This is a genomic window from Sutterella sp. KLE1602 (assembly GCF_001578585.1).
Taxonomy (GTDB): domain Bacteria; phylum Pseudomonadota; class Gammaproteobacteria; order Burkholderiales; family Burkholderiaceae_F; genus Sutterella; species Sutterella wadsworthensis_A.
In genome coordinates this window covers 38,548-59,366 of record NZ_KQ968489.1, presented here as the reverse complement: position 1 = coordinate 59,366, position 20,819 = coordinate 38,548, and the positions used below count along the sequence as shown (strand labels likewise).

Here is a 20,819-nt window from a genome sequence, read left to right as displayed (position 1 = left end):
CAAACACAAGAGAGCAAAGCTCGCGAACCTAATTCACACTCCAGCGGGCGATCAGTTAGTTTATCATTAACAGATTGCTTCTGGGTCTCGCCAAACCCGCGCCGTCAGCGAATCTCAGCGCTTCCGGCACCGTTCCATTCCCTCCCTCGAAGCGGCCGCTTCACCCTACACCAGGCAACAGAAAATGTTTGGATTCTTCCGCAATTACTTCTCCAATGACCTTGCCATTGACCTCGGCACCGCCAACACGCTCATCTACATGCGCGGCAAGGGCATCGTCCTGAATGAACCCAGCGTTGTTGCCATCCGCCAGGAGGGCGGTCCCAACGGAAAGACCACGATTCACGCCGTCGGCCACACCGCCAAGCAGATGCTCGGCCGTGTGCCCGGCAACATCAACGCCATCCGCCCGATGAAGGACGGCGTGATCGCCGACTTCACGGTGACCGAGCAGATGCTCAAGCAGTTCATCCGCATGGCCAGCCCGTCCCGTCTCTTCGCTCCCTCTCCGCGCATCATCATCTGCGTTCCCTGCGGCTCCACGCAGGTCGAGCGCCGCGCGATCAAGGAAAGCGCTCTGGCCGCCGGCGCCTCCGAGGTCTACCTGATTGAAGAACCGATGGCCGCCGCCATCGGTGCGGGCCTTCCCGTGAACGAGGCTGCAGGCTCCCTCGTCGTCGACATCGGCGGCGGCACGACGGAAGTGGGCCTCATCTCGCTGGGCGGCATGGTCTACGCAGGCTCCGTCCGCGTGGGCGGCGACAAGTTCGACCAGGCCATCATCAACTACATCCGCCGCAACTTCGGCATGCTCATCGGCGAACCGACGGCCGAGATGATCAAGAAGAAGATCGGCTCCGCCTTCCCCGGCTCCGAAGTCATGGAAATCGAAGTCAAGGGCCGCAACATCGCCGAAGGCGTGCCCCGCACCTTCACCGTCCACTCCAACGAGATTCTCGAGGCGCTCTCCGAGCCGCTCAACCAGATCGTCGTCGCCGTCAAGAACGCCCTTGAGAAGACGCCGCCCGAACTCGGCGCCGACATCGCCGAACACGGCCTCATGCTGACGGGCGGCGGCGCCCTGCTGCGCGACCTTGACCAGCTCCTCAAGGAGGAGACGGGCCTGCCCGTGCACGTCGCCGAAGAACCGCTCAACTGCGTGGTGAAGGGCTGCGGCATCGCCCTTGAAAACATGGACAAGCTCCGCACCGCCTTCGCGGCAGGCTAAGCACTTCCAGGACTGCTCCCGCGGGACCGTCCCGGGCGCATTTTTTTGTTTCAACCGAAGGCAAGGATCCCTAGGACATCTCTTCATGGAATACGGCCCGCCTCCACTCTTCAGACAAGGCATTTCTGCACGAGCCAGATTTTTGTTCTTCGTTCTGATCTGCGTCATCCTCATTCTGGTCGACGGGCGCCTTCGGTCACTCGACAACTTCCGCAGCGCGATGATCAGCTTCACCACGCCCATGGTGCACGTCGCCACGCTTCCCATCACGCTGCTCGGCGAAGGCGAGGGCTACTTCATCAGCAAGGTCAAGCTCAAGACCGCCAACGACCAGCTGCTCGAGGAAAATCAGAAGCTCTCGCTCGAAGTCGCGCGTCTCCGTGAAATGCGCGAGGAGAACGAGCGCCTTCGACAGCTCGTCAACGCCGTTCCCCGCGAGGCAGACCGCGTGGTCACGGGCGAAGTGCTCGGTCGCGTCTCCGACCAGTTCACGCGCCGCCTGCAGATCAACCTCGGCGAGAAGAGCGGCATCGTGCAGGGCATGCCCGTCATCGGCGCCTTCGGCATTCTCGGCCAGATCACACGCGTGGCCGCCACCCAGTCCGAGATCACCCTCATCACCGACCACCGTCAGCGCATTGCCGTCATGAACGAGCGCACGGGCGAACGCTACATTCTTGCGGGCACCGGCGAAGAGCTGATGGACCTGCTCTTCGTGCAGCCCTCCGCGGACATCAAGGGCGGCGACCGACTCGTCACGTCCGGCCTCGACAAGATCTTCCCAAGGCAGATCATGGTGGGCACCGTGAACGAAACCCTTCACAAACCTGGCGAAACCTACATGGCCGTCTCGGTGATTCCGAGCGTCGAGCTTGAGGACATCCAGTTCGCCACGGTCATTCTGACGAACCCCAACGTCACGTCCGTCTTCGACAAGAAGGACAAGGACAGCACGATCAGGCGCAGAGCCGGACGATGAAGCAGTACAAGACCCTTGACATGAATGACGGACGCGGCGGCGAGCACATCCAGACCCACGCGCGCCCGCTCTGGATCATCAGCACGTTTCTGATCAGCTACCTGCTCAATCTGGCAAGCTCGACGGCGAACGTCCTCTGGCTTCCCGATCCGCTCGCGCTCACGCTCATCTACTGGACGATCCACCATCCGCGTCACGTGGGCATGACGATCGCCTTCATCTGCGGCCTTCTGATGGACGTGCAGAACGGCAGCGTCCTCGGCCAGCAGGCGCTCGCCTACGTCATCCTGTCCTATTCGGCCTACTCCCTACACCGCAGGTTGCCCTGGTTCGGACTGGCGGGCCAGGCGCTGCACATCCTGCCGCTGCTGCTCGTGTCCCAGCTCGTCGTCCTGATGATCCGCCTGTGGTTCGACGGCCTCTGGCCCGGCTTCCCGTGGTTCCTCCAGAGCTTCACGGGCGCCCTTCTGTGGCCGGCCGCCTCCCTCATCCTCTCCCTTCCGGAGAGGCGCTCGCTCGGTCGCGAGTCCGTTTAAGGGGGAGTCGGCAAGGTGGCGCTTGACTTCAAGCAGGTGGACGCGGATCTGGTTCCCTTCAGAAGGCGTCTGCTCTTCGTCTTCTTTCTGGTGATCGTGCTCTTCTGCGTTCTGATCGGACGCTTCGCGTGGCTGCAGATCATCAACAAGAACGCCTACACGGAGCGTGCGGAAAAGAACCGCACGGTCACGGTTGTCTCGCAGGCCGCCCGCGGCCTCATCTACGACCGCAACGGCGAGCTGCTCGCGAAGAACACGCTCGCCTACTCTCTGGAAATCACGCCAGACAAGGTGTCCGACCTCGAGAAGACCATCGACGCGCTCTCGGAGATCATTCCCATCACGACGGCGGACCGCCGCCGCTTCGTGCGCCTGCGCGAAGACCTCAACCGCTATGACTCGATCCCCATCCGTCAGGAGCTCACCGACGAGGAGGTCGCCGTCTTCACGGGCCAGCAGTGGCGCTTTCCCGGCGTCGAGATCAACCAACGCGAATACCGCGTCTATCCCGAAGGGAGCGTCGGCAGCCACATCCTCGGCTACATCGGCTCCCTGTCCCAGTCCGACAAGAAGCGCCTGACCAGCGAGGGCCTCATCGACGACTACGAGGGTGAGCGCGTCATCGGCAAGGTCGGCATCGAGCGCAGCTACGAGAGCCTCCTTCACGGCACTCCGGGACACGAGACCCTGGAGATCACCGCAGGCGGCCATGCCGTGCGCTCTCTCGCCTTCGAGCCGCCCAAGGCAGGCAAGAACCTGCACCTGACGATCGACATGAACCTTCAGCGCGTCGCTGAAAACGCCATGAAGGGAAAGGTGGGCGCCGTCATCGCCATCCAGCCCAAGACGGGTGAGATCCTCTCCTTCGTCTCCATGCCGACCTACGATCCGAATCTCTTCCCAGGCGGCATCGATCCGAAGTCCTGGTCCCAACTCAACACGGCCGAGACGAAGCCACTTCTCAACCGCGCCATGCGCGGCCTCTATCCGATCGGCTCCACGTACAAGCCGTTCGTTGCGCTCGCAGGCCTGGAGACGGGAGCGACGACTGCGGACTTCGTCCTTGACGACACGGGCGTCTTCACGCTCGGCAAGCACAGGTTCCGCGACATGAGCGGCGTGTCCAAGGGCAGGCTCGACCTTCGCAAGTCGATCGCCGTCTCGTCTGACGTCTACTACTACTGGCTCGCCACCCGCTTGGGCGTCGACACGATCCATGACTTCATGGTGCCCTGGGGCTTCGGCCAGAAGACAGGCATCGACCTCGTGGGCGAGCAGACGGGCGTTCTGCCCAGCAGGGAGTGGAAGGAGGCGCGCGTGAAGCAGCCGTGGATGGTGGGCGACACACCGTCGATCGGCATCGGCCAGGGCTACAACGCATTCACGCTGCTGCAGCTCGCGCACGCCACGTCCACGCTGGCCAACAGGGGCATCGTAATGACGCCCCATCTCGTCAAGAGGATCACGGATCCGTCGACCAACAAGGCCGAGGACGTTCCCGTCGAACCCGCCGCCGTCATTCCGCTCAAGTCCAGAAACGTGGAGACCGTGATTGCCGGCATGACCGACGTCTCGACCAAAGGCACGGCCCGCTTCGTCTTCAAGGGCGTGCCCTACACGGTCGCCTGCAAGACGGGCACCGCCCAGGTCGTCACCATCGCCCAGGACGACAAGTACGACGCCAAGAAGCTCGCGAAGAAGCACCACGACCACGCGCTCTTCATCGCGTTCGCGCCTGCACGCAATCCGCGCATCGCGCTTGCCGTTCTTGTTGAAAACGGCGGCTTTGGCGCCCAGGCGGCCGCTCCCGTTGCCCGACAGCTCATCGACTACTGGCTCACGGGCGCGAATTCGCTCGAGCTTCCGCCTCCGAAGGGCGTTCCCCTCATCACCCAGCGACGCAACCGCTGAGGAGCGATTTTGAAATGATTGAAACCATTTCCAGAACCGGCTACGCGTTCCTGAGGTACCTTGCAACGCGTCTGCTGCGCATCGACCTGATGCTGCTCGCCCTCGTCGTCACGCTGACGACGATCGGCTTCATCGCGCTCTTCTCCGCCGGCTACAGCTTCCCGTGGCGCATCGAGGGACAGATTCGCAACATCGCCGTCGCAGGCGTCGTCATGCTCGTCGTGTCCTGCATTCCCGTGAAGGCCTTCCAGAAGGCGACCGTTCCGATCTTCATCGTCGGCTGTGTGCTGCTGCTTCTGACGCATTTCTTCGGCGTGACCGTCAAGGGCGCCACCCGCTGGCTCAACGTCGGCGTGTGCATCCAGCCCTCGGAGCTCATGAAGCTTGCGGTCCCCATGATGCTCGCTTGGTACTACAACGTCAGAGGGGAGAACGTCTGCAACTGGGACCATCTGACGGCCTTCATCATCATGGCCGTCCCCGTCGGCCTCATCGTGAAGCAGCCCGACCTCGGCACCTCGATCCTCGTGCTCATCGCGGGCGCATCCGTCATCTTCTTCGCAGGCCTGAGCAAGCGCATCCTTGTTTCCCTCACGGGCATCCTTATCCTGTCGATGCCCGTCATCTGGAGCCTGATGCACGACTACCAGCGTCAGCGCGTGCTGACGCTTCTCGATCCGTCCGCGGACCCGCTCGGCAAGGGCTTCCACATTCTGCAGGCCCTCATCGCCATCGGCTCGGGCGGCTTCTCGGGCAAGGGCTGGATGGAAGGCACGCAGGCCCATCTCGACTTCATTCCCGAACGCACGAGCGACTTCCTCTTCGCCGTTTTCAGCGAGGAATTCGGCTTTGTCGGCAACCTCGTCCTGCTTGCGCTCTACACTGCGCTCATCGGCCGCAGCTTCTACATTGCGGCCTTCGCCGAAACGCGCTTCTCCCGCCTCCTTGCGGGCGCCATCGGCTGCATCTTCTTCACGTACACCTTCGTCAACATGGGCATGGTCAGTGGTATCCTGCCCGTGGTGGGCGTGCCGCTGCCCTTCATGAGCTACGGCGGCACGGCCCTTCTCATTCTCGGCGTCTGCACGGGCATTCTGCTCTCCGTTTCCGCCGAGTCCAAGCATTGACACGCCGCATCAGAAAAGAGCTTCGCGCAATGAACAAAATCTGCCTCGCCGCCGCCACGGCCGCCGCCGCGTTTCTGTTGAGCGCCTGTTCCACAGGTTCCAAGTACTATCAGCACGACGGTCCTCCGTCCTCGTCGGCCGAGCTTGACACGTCGAGCGCGACGCCGCGCGTCGAGCACTTCTACCCGGCCTCCCTGCGTCCCTACACGGTCATGGGGCAGCGCTACGTGCCCGTCACGAGCGACGTCAAGATGGACCAGACGGGCATCGCCTCCTGGTACGGCAAGCAGTTCCACGGCAACAAGACGGCCATAGGCGAAACGTACAACATGCACGCCATGTCGGCCGCCCATCCCACGATGCCGCTACCGAGCTACGCCCGCATCACCAACCTTGAAAACGGGCGCTCCGTCATCGTGCGCGTCAACGACCGCGGTCCCTTCCTCTACAACCGCGTCATGGATCTTTCCTACGCGGCCGCCACGGCGCTTGACTACGCCAACAAGGGCACCGCGCGCGTGCGCGTCGAGCGCCTGACCAATCAGGAAATCGCCGCAGGCACGTGGCAGTCGGGCAACGGCCTCACTGATCCCGTCACGAACTCCACGCAGGTTCAGGCGCCCGTGCAGTCCGCCACGCCGTCCGCCGACGCCGTCGTGACCGCGCCTGCCGCAGGCTGGAGCGTGCAGATCGGCTTCTTCACGGAGCGCGACAACGCGCTTGCCTACGCCGCCCACGCCGAGGCCGTGCTGGCCTCCACGTCGTCCGCCCGAAGCGCCCGCCTTGTCCGCGACAACGGCGGATACCGCGTCGTGCTCGGCAACGGCATGTCGCTCAACGAAGCGCGCGCAGCCGCCCTGAACGTCAAGGACATCATCGGCAGCGGCGCCTTTGCCGTTCAGAAATAACCGCTCAAGTTTTCGAAAATTCGTCGAGGAAATTTCATGTCTCTCCCGTCCAATGTCTACGAATCCATCCACCGTGCGTGGATGGGCAACACGCTTGAAGGCCTGAAGGACTTCATCCGCATTCCCGCCAAGTCCCGCGCCTTCAATCCCAACTGGGAGTCCGACGGCATTCTGAAGCGTACGCTTGAGGATTCGGCCGAATGGGGCCGCCGCCTCCTGCCCTGCGCCGAATTCGAAATCATTGAAAAGCCGGGGTTTCCGCCCGCGCTCTTCATCCGCATTCCCACCGCAGGCGGCCACAAGGGCAAGCCTGCATTCTTCTACGGCCATCTCGACAAGCAGCCTGAAACCGAAGGCTGGAGCGAAGGCCTCGGCCCCTGGACGCCCGTCGTGCGCGACGGCCGCCTCTACGGCCGCGGAGGCGTTGACGACGGCTACAACTACTATCTGACGCTCACCGCCGTGAAGGCTCTGGAAGAAGCCGGCGCAGCCCATCCCGAAATCTTCTGCCTCTTCGAGACGGACGAGGAATCCGGCTCCCGTGATCTGGCCCGGTACATTCAGGAACTTGCGCCGCGCATCGGCGACCCCGCCTTCATCGCCATCGCCGACCTCGGCTGCAACGACATGAAGCGCGTCTGGCTCACCCAGTCGTTGCGAGGCACCGTCTCGCTCACGGTCGACGTGCGCGTGCTCAACACGCCGTCTCATTCGGGTCTGGCCAGCGGCGTCGTGCCCAGCTCCTTCCGCATCATGCGCGCCCTGCTCGACCGCATCGAGGATGCCGCCACGGGCGAGCTTCTGCTCCCCGAGCTCAACTGCGAAGTGCCGCCCGACATTCTCGAATGCCTTCGCTCGCTTGCTCAGGAAGGCGACGTTCGCGAGTGCTTCGACTGGGCGGGCGACACGCACGCTCAGGCCGAGACCGCCTTTGAGGCCCTGCTGACGAATACTTGGAAGCCCTCCATGTGCGTCGTGGGCGCCGACGGTCTCCCGCCCTGCGACAACGCGGGCAACGTGCTCCGATCCAACACCTCGCTTCGCCTGTCCTTCAGGACCCCGCCTCTCGTTGACGCGAAGGCCGCACTCGAAGCCGTCATCCGCACCCTGACCGAAAACGTGCCCTGCGGCGCACAGGTGACCGTGAGCCGCGCAGAAGCCGCCTCCGGCTTCGTTTCGCCGCTGCCTTCCGGCTGGCTGCGCGAGACGCTCGAGGACGCAGGCGCCTCGATCTTCGGCAACAGCACGGGCTACCTCTTCTGCGGCGCCTCCATCGGCACGCTGCCCGCCTTCAAGGCCGCCTTCCCGACGAGCCCCTTCGTCAACACGGGCGCACTCGGCCCCACGTGCAACGCACACGCTCCCAACGAATGGCTGGACCTTGCCTACGCTGAAAAGCTCACCTGCGTCTTCGCCGAGCTCATCGCCGGCATTCCGTCGGAGAACTGATCATGAGAAGAGACTGCGTCACCCAGATCATCGTCGACTGGGGCAACGGCGAATGGGAGAACTTCGCCACCCCGTTTGAGGCCGAGCAGTACATCAACGCCATGCTCGACGAGCTCGACGTCCCCAAAGCCGCCTGGCGCGAGGACATGCAGGGCAACAAGAAATGGGATTACGAAATCGTCGAGGACGACAACGGCCTCATCAGGCTCGTGGACTGAAGGAGAACAACATGACCTGCCCGCTTTGCACCGACCGCGCCAAGTCCGAAATCTGGCGCAACGGAAACTTCTACCTCATCGATGCGGAGGATCCCGCCTTCCCCTGCTTCCTGAGGGTTGTCTCATGTCGACATGTACCCGAAATGTCCTCGCTCACGTCCGAGGAAAGAACGGAGCTCTGGGGCATTCTCAACGTGGTTGAGGAGGAGATCATCAAGGCGCTCCGCCCGCACAAGGTGAATCTCGCCCAGTTCGGCAACATGGTGCCGCACCTGCACTGGCACGTCATCGCGCGCTGGCAGGACGACAGCCACTTCCCCGAATGCCCCTGGGGGCCGGTGCAGCGCGACGTTCCCGCAGACGTTCAGGCCGAGCGCCGCCGCATGACGGAGGCGCTCAAGCCCGTGCTGCGCGAAGCGCTCGAAAAGCGCTTCGGCTGCTGATCACAATCCCTTCGGACAGACGCTCAGGCCGATTCCCTCGGCCTTCGAGCGCTTGAGCAGCGCCTTGACCTGCTGGTCCGCAATCCCGTTGAAGACAAGCACGACGCGGCTGCCCGCAACGTGGTTGTAGCGGGTCACCCTGACATTCGTCAGACCGTTGTCAAGGGCGAACTTCTTCGACCAGAGCTCCGCCGCCTTCTCATCGGAGAAGGTCTTCAGCACGACGGCATGGCCGCCCGCCTTGAGTTCCATGATCGAGCAGCTCTCAAGATCGTCCCCGCAAAGCGCCTTGCGGTTCTTCCGGGCCTTCTGCTGCGTGAAGGGCCCCGCATAGACGGCGTAGCGCGTATCGCTGTACGGAACGATGTTCATCTTTCTGATCAAGTCGACTTTTTCAAAGAACCTGCGGTGCTTGGGAAGGCGCTTTTCCTGCAAGGGACCGAAAACGACACACGTCAGCCCCTCGAGCTTCGCCTCGTCAACGGGCTCCAAAACGGGCGCGGCCTCCTCGACCGCCGCCTCCGCCGCCTGAACGGCCTCGTCACGCACGGCAGGCGCCTCGACCTTCAGATTTTCGGGCTTCACAAGCTCGGGAGAGGCATAGGCGAAGTTGTCCACCCGAACGGTCTTGACCTCGCCCGACGGAATGACCTCGGGGGTCTGGTGAAGGCCGGTCCAGGCCAGATAGCCCGCAGCACCCATCGCTGCCAGCAGAAGCGTGACGGCAAAATATCTCATGCGTCCTCCCTCCCGAGTCCTTCAGCCTGCTGTCCCGCAAGAGCGGAAAGTCCCCTCAGCACTAGATTGTGCTTGACGATGAGATCAGGCACCTCCTCCTGCAGATAGGGTGCGATGAACTTGGCGGACCCGCCGGCAAGCAGCACCTTGGGATCGAAGCCCTGTCTCCTCATGACGCTGCGCGCACGCAGGATGAGCCCCACCTGCGCATCGATGATGCCCGTCATGACGGCGTCGCGCGTGGAGCGCGGCAGCGCGTCGTAGGCGCCGTCGAGATCGGTGAGCGAGGGGATGCCCTTCGTGAGGAAGGTCTTCATCAGCGTGGGACCGAGCGTGATGCGCCCGCCCATGAAGTCGTAGACGCCGCTCTCGCGGTAAAGGATGGAATCGACGGTCGTGGCCGTGCCTGTGTGCACGACAAGAAGCGAGCGCCTTTCCTCAAGCATGGCGTCGGCCGCGCCAACGGCGGCATACCAGCGGTCTGCGCCGAGCTGTCCCGGGTTTTCATAGCAGTTGTTGAGCGTCATGCGACCGTGAAAGGACGGCTGCGTACGCACCCAGTTCCATCGAATGCCGTGGTCATTGAAGAACTTGGTGAGCGAAAAGGCGACGACGGGCGCCGCGACCGTGCAGCCGATGATGCGCTTGGGGCGCATGTTGAGCCACAGGTCGTAGAGCTCTTCCTTGAAATGCGTGCTGCCCTTGTGGATGATGGTATGCGGGTTGTCGGGCTCCTCAATGGGCGTCCATTTCAGAGCGGTGTTCCCGAGGTCAATAAGCAGCGTCGTCATTGAAAAAAGTTCCAGAAAAAAAGGCCTTCACGCCCTCATTCGTCTTCAGCTGCAGACGGCCGAGACTGTCAATGCCCATATTAAGTCCTTTCCACGCCCCACCGTCGTCCTCGAGACGGATCGTTCTTCCGGCAAAGGCGTCGTAGAAGGGCCAGGCGGCCGCCACATCCGCCCTGTCGCGGGTCAGAATGCCGAGGATTCCCGTCACAAGAGGCCCGAGCATGGGATTGGGCGCAGCGTGATCGGAGCACGCCAGCACGTCGCCGAGACCGCTTATCGGCCAGCCGTTCGTCGTTCGTTCGGCGGCGCCGTCACGGTTGAGGCCCACGCCTGCGATCAGGACGCTCCTCCCGTCGGCGTCCTTCACCGACTCGCAGAGAATGCCGCCGCACTTTCCGCCCTCGAACCAGACGTCGTTGGGCCACTTGATGCAGGCGAAGCGGCCTGCGTCGCGCAGCGCGCTGCACACGCCCATGCCGACGGCGATGGCCACTAGCGACACGGGCACCCTGATCATGGAAAAAGGCAGCAGAAGAGAAAAGGCCAGGCAGCCTTCTGGAGACTTCCAGCCGCGGCCCCTCGTACCCCGCCCCATCGTCTGATGCTTCGCCTCCAGCACGAGCGGGCGGCTCACGCGCGAGCTGCGCGCATGCGTCTTCATGTCGTCGTTGGTCGAGCCTGTCTCCTCAACCACGCGCACGTCAAAGGACTCCACGGACTTATCCTCCTTCGTCGGGAGCATTTCTAAAGTCCGTCAATCATAGTTGAATTCCCGAAGGCTTTGAGAAAGCTTTGACAGGCATCCTCAGGCGTTGATTACAATGAGTTGGCAACGCGTTCCCAATCATCCTCTCTCCCAATGCGCTTCTCAACATCCCCGCTTCTGTCCGCCGTCATGCTCTGCGCCGCGTCGCAGTCTGCCGTCGGCGCCATGGCCCTGATGGATCTGGACAGCAGACAGATTCTTCAGCTGGAAGGCAACCTGCTCTTCATCACCGAGCCTCTGGCGGAACAGCTCAATGGCTTTCCGGGAATGGCGGACAAGCCCGTCAAGGCTGGTGAAACCGCAACGGAAGCCTTTGTTGCGCGTCTGGCCGCGATCTCCGACGAGCAGTGGAAGGCCTTTCTTTCGAAAACCGCTGCCGACGACGAGCAGGAGGCGGCCAGACGGCTTGCTCCCGTCGCCGCGGCCTGCACGGACATCGGCTGCGACGGCATCTACGTGTCCGTCAATCCGCTCGGCAACGGGGAGACACACCGTCTCCTTGCCGTCGTCTTCGGATCCGACACCCGTGAGACCCTCGACAGGGCGGCAGGCGTCTTTCTTCGTGAGGGCCACCTGCGCTACAAGACCGCAACGGTCATCCGCAACGGAGAGACCGTGGGACGCACCCCCGTCTTCAAGGGAGAGGCTCAGGACGTGACGCTCGTCACGCACGAGAACGTCGTCGTCACGATTGCCAAGACCATGACGCTGAGCAAGGACTCGGAAGCATTTAAAATGCACCTCACCCGTCAGCAGCCCGTCATCGCCCCTGTGGACGCCGAAACGCCGCTGGGCACGCTGAGCATCTGGCTCAACGGCAAGTGCCTGCGGTCCGTGCCGGTCTACGCGAAGGAGCCCGTCAAGGAAGGCTCCCTGTGGCAAAGGGTCCGGGACACGATCATACTGACAACGACAGACATCAACGAAGCGGAGAAATCCCGATGAACGACAATTCCAAGCCCCAGCCCGACGACCTGACTCCGGTCATGGTCTTTCCCATGCTGAACTTCCCGATCAAGATCATGGGCCTCAACCAGCCTGAGTTTCCTGTCGCGATCAGCGAACTCGCCTCCGGACACTTCGCCGACTTCGACAAGGGCACGATGACGACGGCCCTCTCCAAGACCGGCAAGTATCTTGCGCTCAGCATCATGGTGAACGCGCAGTCTCAGGAACAGCTCGACAACTTCTACCGAGCCCTGACCGCGCACCCGATGGTCAAGGTGGCGCTCTGATGACGGGCGTCGAGGACGTCAAGCCCGGCAGCCTGAAGGCCTGGATGGCCTTCACGCGCCCGAAGACATGGGGCGTGGCCGTGGCTCCCGTCATTGCCGCGCTAAGCCTCGCCCTGTTCGAAACGGGCAGATTTGATGCCCTGACCGCGTTCTTCACGATGACGATCGCTCTGCTCATGCAGATCATCAGCAACATGAAGAACGATCTGGGCTATACGGAGAAGAAGGCGGAAACAGGCAACCGCAGGGGGCTTCCCCGTGCAACCACCCAGGGCTGGATCTCCATTTCTGCCGCCCGAAGGGCCATTCTCACGCTCATCGTGCTGGCACTGCTCAACACCGCCGTGCTCATCTGGCTCGGCGGCTGGGTCTTCGCGCTGATCGGCATCTCCTCGGTCATTGCCGCCTATTCGTACATGGGCGGTCCGAAGCCCATTGCCTACACGCCGTTCGGAGAGGCGACGGTGCTCGTATTCTTCGGTCTCACGGCCGTCTGCGGCTCCTACTACCTGCAGACCTTCACGGTGTCGGCAAACGCCGTCCTCCTGAGCATCTCGCTCGGCTCGATCGCGGCCGCCGTGCTCGCCGTCAACAACTGGAGGGACAGAGTGCACGACAAGAGCATCGGCCGCCAAACGCTTGCGGTCGTGCTCGGCGACAAGACCTTCACGGCAGTCTTCAGAATCATGACGGCGCTGCCGCTTGCCCTCGGCCTCGTCATGGCCGCCGCGCCCGGATTCTGGCCCTGCCTGCTTGTACTGCTCTGCCTGCCGCTGTGCCTTCCGCTGTGGAAGCAGTTCGGCACGCTGCAGCACGAGGCGCTCAACGCCACGATGTTCGGATGCGTCAAGTACGAACTCGCCTATTCGGTGCTTTTTTCTCTGGGCGCACTGCTTGCCTGCCTTCTCTGAGGCGCCGAATCATCAACAAAAAACTCTCCCCCGCTGCAGGCGGGCGGAGAGTTTTTTATCCTTCAAGGCACGGGGCTTACGGTTCGGCGCTCTTCGAGCTGTTGTTCGACTCGAGATTCTTGAGACGCTCCTTGATGGCTGCTTCGCTTTCGATCGTAAAGCAGGTCACGACCTGCTGAACGCCGGAAACTCCGGCGGCCACCTTGGTGGCGGTCCTTGCCTCATCGATCGTCACGATGCCCATCAGATAGACGATGCCGCGCTGGACGTCGACCTTCATCTGGTTGAGCGAAATCTTCTTGGTGCCGATGATCGAACTGCGGACCTTGGTCGCGAGCATCGAGTCGGAAAGGACGGCACCCACGGTGGCGGGCGTCATCACGGCGAGTTCGTTGATCACGGAATGCACGCCCACGCTCTTGACGGCCGTGTCCTGGGCCTTCTGCCTGTCGGCGGCCGTGAGCACTTCGCCCGTCAGAAGCACCTTGCCCTCGTAGCTCGTCACGACCACGTGGTGCTTTTCATGTCCGATGACCTCGCCGATTTCATAGCGAACGCGCTTCTCGAGCACTTCGTCGTCGACAATGCTGCCGGTCGTTCGACGGTCCGTAATGACGGTTGCCGACGTGACGGCCGCGCCGCCGATCAGAATCGGCGCACATCCGCTCAAGCCGACCGTCGCGACGGCGGCAGCCAGAACGAACACCTTAGAAACTGTCATATTCTTCCCTCCTCCGGGCCTGTCTCAAGGCCTCCGCCGCACGCTCCTCGGCGCGGCTCTGCTGCATGAACGGCATGAGCCATTCCCAATACTTCAAAAACGTCCGGCGCCTCAGCCAGATCCTCCGGCTTCGCCTGCGGATGTCATCATGCGAGCCCCACTGCCTGACCACGTCGCTGACGGTCTCGAACTTGCAGCCGAGCAGCCTTGCAATCGTCCCCTTGTCGGGATAGAAGGGCAGCTCCACCCATTCCACGCCTTTGGAGAAAAGATTCGCCATGGCCGCCGGCTTCTCGCAGTGAAGCATCAACAATAATAATGCGCCGAGGCGCTCCTCGACCGTGCCGGAATAATTGAGAAACATACCCATCCTGTCGCAGATCGACGAGACGGAGGAGTATCCCGACAGCTCGTGCTGCCACTCGGGATTCTGGTCGGCGATCTTCAGAAGCAGCTCCTGGTTCACCACCAGCACCTCGGTCGACGTCAGACACCAGTGACGTCTGGGCATGCGGTCCCTCACGTACAGATTCTCATAATTGCCGCACAGCGCGCCGGGCCCCGCCATCGACAGAAGCAGGGGCTCGTCCCTCACTGGATCCAGCAGAGCCTTCACCACAAATCCTGAACGCACGTACATCAGATTGCCGAACAGACCGGGAGAGGTGTAGATCACGTCGCCGCGACGGAATTTCATGGGATGCCCGATGCCTGCCAGCACAAAGCTCATCGACTGCGAAAGGCAGGGGGACATCCAGGGAATGACTTCGGGGGTCATAAACAAAAATGTTTAAAAATTTGTGGTCAACTTTGTGGATAACTTCTGATGAAGATTCTCGATTTTGTGGATAACTTTTTTGTGCACCTTCCGGAGCCCAAAGTTGTCCCCTGCTTTTCCCGTCTTTCCCACAGGAGATCCAGAGGCTTGTCCACACGCTTTTCACAGGTGCATCTTATTGTTTTTTAGGTACAAAAGTCTATTATCCACAAAAACCGTCCTCACCTACTACTTACCACTACTAACATAAAGAATTTAAGAAGAAATATATAGAGTAGAACTTTGCGAGGATCCTTCAACTTTACACAAAAAACGGAAAATGTAGAAACGCAAGAACCGGGGAGAAGGCGACTGGAGATCAAAAGAGGGCTTTAAAATGCGCCCATTTCCGATCGCCAACCTGTGGATAACTTGTGGGTTATTCTGTGTATTCCCTGTGGATTGGGTGCATTTATTACTGTGCTCCAAAAGTTTTTGTTTTGGAGGCGAAAACTCAGAGACTGCGCTTTTCGAGTGCCTGAAGGACGTAAATGCCGTCCAGAGTAGCCTCTCCCGCCGTTCCGAAGGGGGCCTTGAACTTCATGCTGCCCGCCGCTTCAAAGGGAATGCCGAGCTCGGTGAGCTCGTTCTGGAGTTCTGCATTCGCCTCGCGGTCTCCGACCACGACGATGTGGTCGACGCGAAGGATGGTGGAGCCTTCTTCGCCCTCGCAGCTCACTCGCACCGAGTGGCTGTCGATCTGTTCGACGTTGGCCTCGTCGAAGATGTTCACGCCGTGCATGCGCAGCCACTGGACTTCGTAGAGCCTGCGCTCGTGTGCAAAGAGCTCCTCGGTGGTCTCATTCGTTTCATTGATGAGGTAGACCTTGCGCGGAGCGGGGTTGAGATGGGGGATGACGCCGAGCGTGCCGCCGATGTGTTCGGCGGGGTCGCCGATGCCCCAGGCGCAGCACCATTCATCGTGCGCCTTCAGGTCGTGGGTGCAGAGATGGCGCGTGACGTCCACGGCGACGTTTCCGCTGCCGATGACGGCGACACGGTGGCCGACGGGCACGCGGCCCTGCAGCAGGTCCTCAAGCGAAAGGACGTTGGGCGTGTCGATGCCGGGAATGTCGGGCATGCAGGATTCCTTGCCCGTGGCGAGCAGGATCCTGCTTCCGCTGTAGTTGTCCTCAATCCACTGCGCGGTGGCGCGAGTGTTGCGGATGATTTCGACGCCGAGCTCGACGAGCTCGCGCTCCTGCACCTTGAGAAGCTCCGCGATTGAGCTTCGGCCCTGAATCTTTGCGCAGAGCCTGTAAAGGCCGCCAAGTTCGGGACCTTCGTCAACGAGGGTGATCTTGTGGCCTCTCAGAGCGCCCTCACGGGCCGCAGCCATGCCGGCAGGGCCTCCCCCTACGACGAGTATGTCGAGGCCGCCAGGATGCTTGTGAGAGCGTCTGAGGACGTATGGGTCTGCAATGCAGGCCAGCATTTCCCTGCCCTCGCGCCTGTCGGGGCGCGTGCAGCCGTGCGGACAGAGTGTGCATGGCCTGACGGGCTTGCCCGTGTGCACGTGCTCCACCCAGCGTGCGTCCGCAATGAGCGGACGACCGATCTCGACGAGACTCGTGATGTTGTTCTGCAGGATGTCGTCAAGCCTGTCGGGCCCCGGCATGCGGTGGCCGAAGATGACGGGAACCTTGATCTCCCGGGAGAACTTCTCCATGAACGGCACCCAGACGCCTGCGGGTGTCAGGTCGCTGTTGACGGGAACGCTGTTGGGCGTAAAGCCGATGTCGAAACTGAAGAGATTGACGCCTTCGTAATGAAGGGCCTGGGCAAAGGCAAGGAGGTCGTGCCATTCGCTGCCGCCCGCGTGCAGGTCAAGAAGCGAAAGGCGGTATGAGATGATCGGCGCCGGTCCGACGAAGCTTCGGATGCGGCGGACGAGCTCGACCGCAAAGAGCGTGCGGGCCTGCAGGCCCCACTTGTCGTGGCGGCGGTTGAAGAGGCGACTCGAAAAGACGTTCGGCAGGGAAAGGCGGCCGCCGTAGATCTCCACGCCGTCGAATTCTCCGTGCAGGATGGCGTGGTAGGCAAAGAGGGAGTACTGGCTGATCAAGTGGCTCACCAGGAGCCCCGGAGCCCTGTGCAGCGTGCGCCCCGTGTCCCTGTTGCGAAAGCGCGAGGCGGAGACGGCAAACATGTGGTCTGCCCCGGCGCCGTGGTGCTGAAGCTGAAGAAGGACCTTGGAGCCCGACTCATGGATGACGGATGTTAGGCGAACCGCATTGTTGAGCAGGCCGGCCGTCAGGACGGGGTCCTTGAGATTCCGCAGACCAGTTTCGTGCACGACGCCGTTGCCGAGGATGAAGAGCCCCGGCCCGTCGCCACGCGCGCGTTCCTCGTAGAACTCCACGACGCGCGGGTCGAAGTAGTCCTGCTTTTCGAGGCCTGTCTCAACGGGGGCCATGACGATCCTGTTCTTCAGGAAGTGCGATCCCACCTTGAGAGGCAGAAACAGATGCGGATAGGCGGCCATGATGCTAGGGAAGCTTCTCCAGATGATGGATGCCGAAGGGCACCAGCACGGACGGCACGATGTTGAGGCTCGGCTTCAGGTTGTTCGCCTGGTCGTCGAAGAAGATGTGCGGCCTGATGGCCTTGAGAAACGGCTGCTTGTCGAGACCGTCGAGCAGAAAGAGCTCCGCGGCGCTCATGCCGAAGCTTTTCAGTGTGGTGATCAGGCGCTCCTCGCTGGGCGCGCCTCGAGCCGTCACGATGGAGATGCGGACGGCGGGCTCGAAGTACGGGTCTGCGGCGCCCCTGTGGTTGTAATCGAAGCGCTGAAAGGCCGACAGCTGCTCGAAGAGCCTGCGCAGGGGCCCCGGCGAATGGGGCGTGGAGGCCTTTTCCTGCTCGAGTCGATGAAAGCCCGAGAGCCCCTCCTTCTGGTACTCGCGCTCGCTTTCGTCGTCGGCGATCACGCCGTCGAAGTCGAAGGCGATGCGCAGCGTCGGACTGGCGTCGTCATCCTCGTCCCCGACGGGAGACGGCATCACGAGGCCCGCAGGCTGGCCTGCGGCGATGGCATTGCGGACATTCTCGGGGTTGGCGCTCAGAAAGAGAGAGGCGTTGAAGGCGGCCAGATACGGATAGGTCGAGTGGCCCGACGTAAAGCCGCCCGCCGAAATGGGCAGCCTGTAGTGGCGGCACGAATGGAAGAAGCGCTGGGCCGTCTCAGGAGAGTTGCGCGAGAGCGCAATGACCCTGAAGGGCGCCAGATCGCCGTAGAGCTCGTTGAGGGCGAGCAGGCGGCGCACGAAGGGAAAGGCCACGCCCGGACGCAGGGGCGTGTTCTGGTAGCGGACCTGATGGTCCCTGAATGCCTTGTAGCCCTTTTCCTCGAAAAGCGCGTGCTCCTCCTCAAGATCGAACAGCGCCCTTGAGGAAACGGCGATGACCACTTTTTCCTTGAGATTATCCACGCGGCGTCCTCCAATGGTTTGAGGCGGTGAAAGCGGAAGGCCAGCGGCGCCGGCCATCCTGTTTCCCTCGGCGATCAGGCGTCGATGTTGCCGGCAAAGAGCGCGTTGGTCTCGATGAAGTCGCGGCGCGGTTCGACGACGTCGCCCATCAGCATCGAGAAGATGGCGTCTGCGCTGGCGGCATCTTCGATTCGGACGCGCAGCATGCGGCGCACGGACGGATCCATGGTCGTCAGGTTGAGCTGCTCGGCCGTCATTTCACCCAGTCCCTTGTAGCGCTGGCGGATGATGCCCTTTTCAGCCTGCTTCAGCAGCCAGTTGACGGCTTCGCCGAAGTTCTTGACGGCCTGGTCGTTCTTGCCGCGCGCGACGCGGGCGCCCGTGCCGATGATGCCGCGGAGCATTGCGGCGCTTTCCTGCAGCTTCCTGTAGTCGGCGGAGAGCGTGAACTCGGGCGTGACGTTCGTCGTCTTGTAATTGCCGTGCTTGAGACGGTGGACCTTGAGCAGGTGCTTCTCGTTCTCCTCGTCGTAGACGGCCTCGACCTTGACGTTCGGATCGCGAAGCTCCTGCTGAAGCACTTCGGCCGTGTGGTGCGAGGTGAACTCGTTTTCAAGGTTGATGTCGACGCCTGCGGCGATGGCCACGAGCACGGACTTGTCGATCACGCCCTGAAGGCGGGCGATGACGTCGCTCGACTGAAGGTATTCGTTGACAAGCGTCTCGAGCTCGGAGCCGCGCACCGGCGTGTCGGCGTCGAAGGCGTCCTTGTTGCGGTAGAGGCGTGCGTCCTCCATGGCGATCTTGAGCAGATAGTCGCTCATTTCACGCTCGTCCTTGAGGAACACGCCCTTGTCGGCCTGGTTCTTCTTCACCTTGTAGAGAGGCGGCTGGGCGATGTAGACGTGACCGTTCTCGATGAGCTGAGGCATCTGGCGGTAGAAGAGCGTCAGGAGCAGCGTGCGGATGTGCGCGCCGTCCACGTCAGCATCGGTCATGATGATGATGCGGTGGTAGCGCAGACGCGAGATGTCGAAGTCCTTGCCGATGTTGGTGCCGAGCGCAAGCGTCAGCATGCGGATCTGCTCGGAGTCGAGGAGCTTGTCCTGAGAGGCCTTTTCCACGTTGAGCACCTTGCCTCGCAGCGGAAGAATGGCCTGGAACTTGGAGTCTCGGCCCTGCTTGGCCGAGCCGCCTGCGGAGTCACCCTCCACCAGGAAGAGTTCGCTGTTGGCCGGATTCTTTTCACGGCAGTCGGCGAGCTTGCCCGGCAGGCCGCCGCCGGAGAAGCTCTTGCGGGAGATGTCGCGGGCCTTGCGGGCGGCTTCGCGGGCGCGGGCGGCCGCCACGATCTTCTCGCAGATGATCTTGGCATCGGCGGGATTCTGCTCGAGGTAGAGCTCGAGCTCGCGGGACACGACCTCCTCGACGGCGGGACGGACCTCGCTCGAGACGAGCTTGTCCTTCGTCTGGGAGCTGAACTTGGGCTGCGGCACCTTCACGGAGAGGACGCACGTCAGGCCTTCGCGCATGTCGTCGCCCTCGGGATCGATGTCGGCCTTCTTGCTGCCGCTCTTCTTGCCGATTTCGTTGGCGGAGATGTAGTTCTTGAGAACGCGGGTCATGGCCATGCGCAGGCCGGTCACATGCGTGCCGCCGTCGCGCTGCGGAATGTTGTTCGTATAGGCGGAAAGGACTTCGCTGTAGCCGTCCTGCCACTGCATGGCGATCTCGACCTCAATGGGGATGCCGTTTTCGTAGACCGTTTCCTTGGCGTGGAAGATCTTCTGGTGGAGCACCGTGCGGCTCTGGTTCTTGAACTGGACGTAGGCGACGAGGCCCTTGTCCGTCAGAAGCTGGGCTTCGTGTGCGGTGCGCTGGTCCTTGAGCTCGATGAGAACACCGGAGTTGAGGAACGAAAGCTCGCGCAGGCGCGAGAGCAGGGTGTCGTAGTTGAACTCGGTGATCTGCTCGAAGATTTGCGTGTCGGGCAGGAAGTGCACTTCCGTGCCGCGACGGCTCGTCGGACCGAGAAGCTTCATCGGAGAGATGAGGACTTCGGCGCCCGTGACGGGATCCTTGGCCGTTTCAGTGAGGCGGTTCTTGACCTTGCCGCGTTCGAATTCGAGGAGACGGGCTTCGCCGTCGCGGCGCACGATGAGGCGCAGCCAGGTCGAAAGCGCGTTCACGCAGGAGACGCCGACGCCGTGCAGGCCGCCGGAGATCTTGTAGCCGTTGTTGTCGAACTTGCCGCCGGCATGAAGTTCGGTCAGGGCGATTTCCGCTGCGCTGCGCTTGGGCTTGTGCTTGTCGTCCCACTTGATGGACGAGGGAATGCCGCGGCCGTCGTCCACGACGGAAATCGAGTTGTCCGTGTGGATGGTGACCTGAATCTTCGTGGCGTAGCCTGCAAGAGCTTCGTCGATGGAGTTGTCGACAACTTCATAAACCAGATGATGAAGCCCGGAGCCGTCGGCGGTGTCGCCGATGTACATGCCCGGACGCTTGCGAACGGCTTCCAGGCCCTCCAGAATCTGGATGCTGTGCTCGTCGTAGGTAGACGCAGTGGTCGGTTGCTGATCGCTGTTCGTGTCCATTTCGGTCATTGAA

The 20,819-nt window shown here is 62.1% G+C and carries 20 protein-coding genes; 12 read left to right on the top strand and 8 right to left on the bottom strand.

The window, feature by feature from the left end; genetic code table 11:
* The first annotated feature begins 184 nt into the window (after positions 1-184).
* From HMPREF3036_RS01420 to HMPREF3036_RS01380, 9 genes are all read left to right on the top strand, one after another.
* Entirely contained in the window at positions 185-1,228 is a 1,044-nt protein-coding gene (locus tag HMPREF3036_RS01420; protein ID WP_005434112.1) for a rod shape-determining protein, read from the top strand.
* A gap of 85 nt (positions 1,229-1,313) precedes the next feature.
* Positions 1,314-2,207, top strand: coding sequence for a rod shape-determining protein MreC (gene mreC / locus HMPREF3036_RS01415; RefSeq protein ID WP_062330955.1), 894 nt, complete (start codon positions 1,314-1,316; stop codon positions 2,205-2,207).
* Positions 2,204-2,743 carry a rod shape-determining protein MreD gene (gene mreD / locus HMPREF3036_RS01410; RefSeq protein WP_005434114.1) on the top strand — a complete coding sequence of 180 codons (540 nt, stop codon included), beginning with the start codon at positions 2,204-2,206 and terminating at the stop codon, positions 2,741-2,743. Before mreC ends, mreD begins: the two co-directional genes overlap by 4 nt.
* 15 nt (positions 2,744-2,758) lie before the next feature.
* On the top strand, positions 2,759-4,654 hold the full coding sequence (mrdA, locus tag HMPREF3036_RS01405; protein ID WP_062330952.1) for a penicillin-binding protein 2: 1,896 nt from the start codon (positions 2,759-2,761) through the stop codon (positions 4,652-4,654).
* A gap of 14 nt (positions 4,655-4,668) precedes the next feature.
* A complete protein-coding gene (gene rodA / locus HMPREF3036_RS01400; RefSeq protein WP_062330949.1) occupies positions 4,669-5,781 on the top strand; it encodes a rod shape-determining protein RodA in 1,113 nt (370 codons plus the stop codon).
* A gap of 29 nt (positions 5,782-5,810) precedes the next feature.
* On the top strand, positions 5,811-6,689 hold the full coding sequence (locus HMPREF3036_RS01395; protein ID WP_005434117.1) for a septal ring lytic transglycosylase RlpA family protein: 879 nt from the start codon (positions 5,811-5,813) through the stop codon (positions 6,687-6,689).
* A 36-nt stretch (positions 6,690-6,725) separates the two neighbouring features.
* On the top strand, positions 6,726-8,138 hold the full coding sequence (locus HMPREF3036_RS01390) for a M20/M25/M40 family metallo-hydrolase (protein ID WP_062330946.1): 1,413 nt from the start codon (positions 6,726-6,728) through the stop codon (positions 8,136-8,138).
* 2 nt (positions 8,139-8,140) lie between these two features.
* Positions 8,141-8,356, top strand: a complete 216-nt coding sequence (locus HMPREF3036_RS01385) for a hypothetical protein (protein WP_005434119.1) — start codon at positions 8,141-8,143, stop codon at positions 8,354-8,356.
* Positions 8,357-8,367: 11 nt separating this feature from the next.
* A complete protein-coding gene (locus tag HMPREF3036_RS01380) occupies positions 8,368-8,799 on the top strand; it encodes an HIT family protein (RefSeq protein WP_005434120.1) in 432 nt (143 codons plus the stop codon).
* On the opposite strand, the gene HMPREF3036_RS01375 is transcribed toward HMPREF3036_RS01380, so the two are convergent.
* Genes HMPREF3036_RS01375 through HMPREF3036_RS01365 form a run of 3 tightly spaced genes read right to left on the bottom strand, consistent with a single transcriptional unit; the run spans position 8,800 to position 11,070 of the window.
* Complete coding sequence (locus tag HMPREF3036_RS01375) at positions 8,800-9,537, bottom strand: hypothetical protein (protein WP_005434121.1); 738 nt, start codon at positions 9,535-9,537, stop codon at positions 8,800-8,802.
* Positions 9,534-10,328 (bottom strand): type III pantothenate kinase, encoded by a 795-nt coding sequence (locus HMPREF3036_RS01370; RefSeq protein WP_005434122.1) that lies wholly within the window; start codon positions 10,326-10,328, stop codon positions 9,534-9,536. The genes HMPREF3036_RS01375 and HMPREF3036_RS01370 overlap by 4 nt, the downstream gene beginning before the upstream one ends.
* On the bottom strand, positions 10,309-11,070 hold the full coding sequence (locus HMPREF3036_RS01365; protein ID WP_005434123.1) for a biotin--[acetyl-CoA-carboxylase] ligase: 762 nt from the start codon (positions 11,068-11,070) through the stop codon (positions 10,309-10,311). The genes HMPREF3036_RS01370 and HMPREF3036_RS01365 overlap by 20 nt, the downstream gene beginning before the upstream one ends.
* Positions 11,071-11,187: 117 nt before the next feature.
* Between HMPREF3036_RS01365 and HMPREF3036_RS01360 the strand changes: the two genes are divergently transcribed.
* From HMPREF3036_RS01360 to menA, 3 genes are read left to right on the top strand one after another with little or no spacing between them, the layout of a single operon-like run.
* A complete protein-coding gene (locus tag HMPREF3036_RS01360; RefSeq protein ID WP_062330944.1) occupies positions 11,188-12,039 on the top strand; it encodes a hypothetical protein in 852 nt (283 codons plus the stop codon).
* Entirely contained in the window at positions 12,036-12,329 is a 294-nt protein-coding gene (locus HMPREF3036_RS01355; protein ID WP_005434125.1) for a YbeD family protein, read from the top strand. Before HMPREF3036_RS01360 ends, HMPREF3036_RS01355 begins: the two co-directional genes overlap by 4 nt.
* Positions 12,329-13,240: a 1,4-dihydroxy-2-naphthoate octaprenyltransferase gene (gene menA / locus HMPREF3036_RS01350; RefSeq protein WP_005434126.1), complete on the top strand. Its 912-nt coding sequence runs from the start codon at positions 12,329-12,331 to the stop codon at positions 13,238-13,240. Before HMPREF3036_RS01355 ends, menA begins: the two co-directional genes overlap by 1 nt.
* A 76-nt stretch (positions 13,241-13,316) precedes the next feature.
* Here the strand turns inward: menA and HMPREF3036_RS01345 are convergent, their stop codons facing one another.
* From HMPREF3036_RS01345 to HMPREF3036_RS01325, 5 genes are all read right to left on the bottom strand, one after another.
* Entirely contained in the window at positions 13,317-13,961 is a 645-nt protein-coding gene (locus HMPREF3036_RS01345) for a BON domain-containing protein (protein WP_005434127.1), read from the bottom strand.
* Positions 13,948-14,658 carry a cyclic nucleotide-binding domain-containing protein gene (locus tag HMPREF3036_RS01340; protein WP_156469707.1) on the bottom strand — a complete coding sequence of 237 codons (711 nt, stop codon included), beginning with the start codon at positions 14,656-14,658 and terminating at the stop codon, positions 13,948-13,950. Before HMPREF3036_RS01340 ends, HMPREF3036_RS01345 begins: the two co-directional genes overlap by 14 nt.
* A 574-nt stretch (positions 14,659-15,232) precedes the next feature.
* Positions 15,233-17,263: an oxidoreductase gene (locus HMPREF3036_RS01335; protein ID WP_062330938.1), complete on the bottom strand. Its 2,031-nt coding sequence runs from the start codon at positions 17,261-17,263 to the stop codon at positions 15,233-15,235.
* A 4-nt stretch (positions 17,264-17,267) separates the two neighbouring features.
* Positions 17,268-18,209: a 5'-nucleotidase gene (locus HMPREF3036_RS01330; protein ID WP_005434130.1), complete on the bottom strand. Its 942-nt coding sequence runs from the start codon at positions 18,207-18,209 to the stop codon at positions 17,268-17,270.
* 74 nt (positions 18,210-18,283) lie between these two features.
* Positions 18,284-20,815, bottom strand: a complete 2,532-nt coding sequence (locus tag HMPREF3036_RS01325) for a DNA gyrase subunit B (protein ID WP_005434131.1) — start codon at positions 20,813-20,815, stop codon at positions 18,284-18,286.
* Positions 20,816-20,819: the final 4 nt, after the last annotated feature.